The sequence below is a fragment of the Klebsiella sp. K47 genome, from assembly GCF_051858335.1.
Classification (GTDB): domain Bacteria; phylum Pseudomonadota; class Gammaproteobacteria; order Enterobacterales; family Enterobacteriaceae; genus Klebsiella; species Klebsiella pneumoniae.
The window spans coordinates 1-238 of the sequence record NZ_JBPYUI010000231.1 but is presented as its reverse complement, the minus strand read 5'-3'; the positions used below and the strand labels follow the sequence as shown (position 1 = coordinate 238).

The following is a 238-nucleotide window of genomic DNA, read 5'->3' as shown; positions in this document are numbered from 1 at the left end:
CCGAACCCCTTGTTTCCGGTGCCCCGTGACGCCTGCCCCCACCACTTCCCGTCGCTCGTTCCTGCAGTTGGCCGGTGCCGGCCTGGCATTGTCCGGCCTGGGCGTGCTGCCTGCATCCGCCGCGCCGTCGCGTGCGCTCCCCGCCCGCACAGGACCGGTGCTGCTGAACTTCAACGAATGCCCGTATGGGCCATCACCGGCTGCGCAGGCGGCGGCACGCGACATCATCGCCAGCAGC

Annotated in this window: 1 protein-coding gene; it reads left to right on the top strand. The window is 71.0% G+C overall.

Annotated elements, in window-relative coordinates; genetic code table 11:
- Positions 1-25: 25 nt before the first annotated feature.
- The coding region (locus tag RRF55_RS27825) for a twin-arginine translocation signal domain-containing protein (RefSeq protein ID WP_439419273.1) at positions 26-238 on the top strand (213 nt) is incomplete at its 3' end.